A 2,600-nucleotide genomic window follows, 5' to 3' on the forward strand; every position below is an offset into this window, starting at 1 on the left:
CGCAGCGCCACCCTGGCCCCCAGCCGCTGGACCGCGGCGAAATCGAGCCTGCCCATCGCGCTGAAGCGGCTGCTGTCCTACCCCGCCGACCTGCGCGGCCGCCTGCTGACCCTGCTCGCCGAATCGGCCGGCGAGGCGGCGGACGGCCCGGCGCTGAACCTGATCGTGCTGGAGATGATCACGCTGGACGGCATCGGCTCCACCGACGGGCGGCTCGACCTCTTCCGCGGCCGTCTGGCGGAGCTGCACAACGAGACAGCGGAGGCGCTGGCCCATTACAAGCGCGCCGCCGCTTTGCCCAACCTTTACGGCCACCGCGCCCAGGTCCGCTCCATCGAGCTGCGGCTGGCCAGCGGCGCGCTGGACGATCCCGGCGCCATCGCGGAGCTGGAAAGCCTGCGCTACGCCTGGCGCGGCGGCGACGTCGAGACGGACGCGCTGGCCGCGCTGGGCGCCGCCTACACCCGCGTCGGGCGGATCGACGCGGCGCTCGACATCTTCGGCCTGCTGGGCCGCCGCTTCGGCGCGACGGCGCGCGGTCGCGCGGCGCTGACCACCGGGCGCGGGCTGCTGGACGCGGTGATCGGCCATCTGGAGACGACCCCGGGCAGCGCGCTCGATGCGTTGTCCCTCCAGGTGCGCTACGGCCGCACGGTGGCGCTGACCGACGACGACGCCGGCACGCAGCAGCGCCGGCTCGCCCGGCTGCTGGCCCGCGGCGGCTTCACGCTGGAGGCCGCGCGCCTGCTCCACACCGTCGCCGAGACCGCGCGCGGCGCCGAGCGCGCGGCGGTCGGGCTGGAGCTGGCACGCGTGCTGCTGGACGCCGGGCGCGGGACGGAGGCGCTGGCCGTGCTCGACCACACCACCGGCCCCGCACCGGACGCCCAGGCTGCCGAGCGCCGCGCCTTGCTGCGCGCCGAGGCCTTCGCGGCGGAGGGCGAAGCGATGCGCGCCTTCGACGCGCTGCGCGGCCTGTCCGGCCCCGAAGCGGCGCGCATCCGGGCGGACAGCCTGTTCCGCGCCGGCGAGTGGCCGGCGGCCCGCGCCGCCTACGCCGAACTGCTGGACGGACCCGCGCCCCTGCCGGACGACGTCGCCTTCCACGCGCTGGCCGCCTTCCGGGCGGGCGACGACGCGGCGGTCACCGCCGCCGCGGAGCGCCACGGCACGGCGCTGGCCGGGACCCGCTGGGCCGGCCTGCTCGACGCCTTGGCCGTCCCGCCCGCCCCGGCGGGCAAGCCGCTGTCCAGCGCCACGGTCGGCGGTCAGCTCGCCGCCGCCGACGCGCTGGCCGGCGTGCTGCGCCGGTGGACGGCGCCCTGAACGCTCCCGCCCCACACGACGGCTCCCTGAGCCCGATCCCTCTTTTCGGCCGAGCCGGAGGACACACATCATGCGTTTGCTGTTCGGAATCGTCGCGGTCTTCCTGAGCGTGCTCGGCGGCTTCGCCGCCATGGGCGGGCGGATGGGCGTGCTGTGGCAGCCCGTGGAGATCGTCATCATCGTCGGCGCCGGCATCGGCGGCTACGTCATCGCCAACTCCATGGCGGTGCTGCGCGCCACCGTGCGCACCATCGGCGCGGTGGCCCGCGGACGGCACACCAGCAAGGACGAGTATCTGGACCTTATCTCGCTGCTCTACGCCCTGCTGCGGCAGGCGAAGTCCAAGGGCGTGTCGAACATCGAAAGCGACATCGACAAGCCGGACGACAGCCCGATCTTCGCCCAGTACCCCTCGGTCTTCCGCCAGCCGCGCTGCGTCACCTTCCTGTGCGACTACATGCGCCTGATCGCCTTGGGCCAGGACAACCCGCACGACCTGGAAGCCCTGATGAACGAGGAGATCGAGACCATCGGGCGCGAGCTGAACCAGGTGCCGAAGGCCCTGCAAAACCTGGCCGACGCGCTGCCGGCGCTGGGCATCGTCGCCGCCGTTCTGGGCGTCATCAATGCCATGAGCGCGATCAGCGAACCGCCGGAGGTGCTGGGCCACATGATCGGCGGGGCGCTGACCGGCACCTTCCTCGGCGTGCTGCTGTCCTACGGTCTGGTCGGCCCGATCGCCGCCGCCGCCCGCCATCGCCGGGAGGCGGAGCTGACGCTGTTCATCTGCGTGCGCGCCGCGCTCGGCGCCTATCTGCGCGGCAGCCCTCCGCAGGTCTGCGCGGAGTTCGCCCGCAAGGTGCTGTTCGCCGACACGCAGCCGAGCCTTGCCGAGGTCGAGGTCGCCACCACCCTCTCCTCGCAGGCGAAGGCCCGCGAGGCGAGCCAGCCCGCCTGAGGCCCCGCCATGCCCCGCAAGCGCATCGAGCCGACGATCATCATCAAGCGCCGCTACGGCGAGGAGGAGGAGGAGCACAACAGCGCCTGGAAGCTGGCCTACGCCGACTTCGTGACGGCGATGATGACCTTCTTCCTGATCATGTGGCTGATGAACATCACCACGGTGGAGCAGCGCAAGGGCATCGCCGACTATTTCAACCCGGTGGCCCTGTCCCAGTCCAACTCGGGCGCCGACGGCATGCTCGCCGGGCGGGCGGTGGACAAGACGGGGGCCCTGTCCACCCCCAACGCGCCGGGGGAGCACAGCGTGCCGG

The 2,600-nt window shown here is 73.3% G+C and carries 3 protein-coding genes; all 3 read left to right on the forward strand.

Features of this window, described 5'->3' with window-relative positions:
* The coding region (locus GBZ26_RS28710; RefSeq protein WP_174441713.1) for a hypothetical protein at positions 1-1,326 on the forward strand (1,326 nt) is incomplete at its 5' end.
* A gap of 70 nt (positions 1,327-1,396) precedes the next feature.
* On the forward strand, positions 1,397-2,284 hold the full coding sequence (gene motA, locus GBZ26_RS28715; protein WP_109070357.1) for a flagellar motor stator protein MotA: 888 nt from the start codon (positions 1,397-1,399) through the stop codon (positions 2,282-2,284).
* Between the two features lie 9 nt (positions 2,285-2,293).
* A partial coding sequence (locus GBZ26_RS28720; protein WP_282184371.1) for a flagellar motor protein MotB occupies positions 2,294-2,600 on the forward strand: 307 nt, incomplete at its 3' end.

Source organism: Azospirillum formosense (genome assembly GCF_013340925.1).
Lineage (GTDB): Bacteria > Pseudomonadota > Alphaproteobacteria > Azospirillales > Azospirillaceae > Azospirillum > Azospirillum formosense.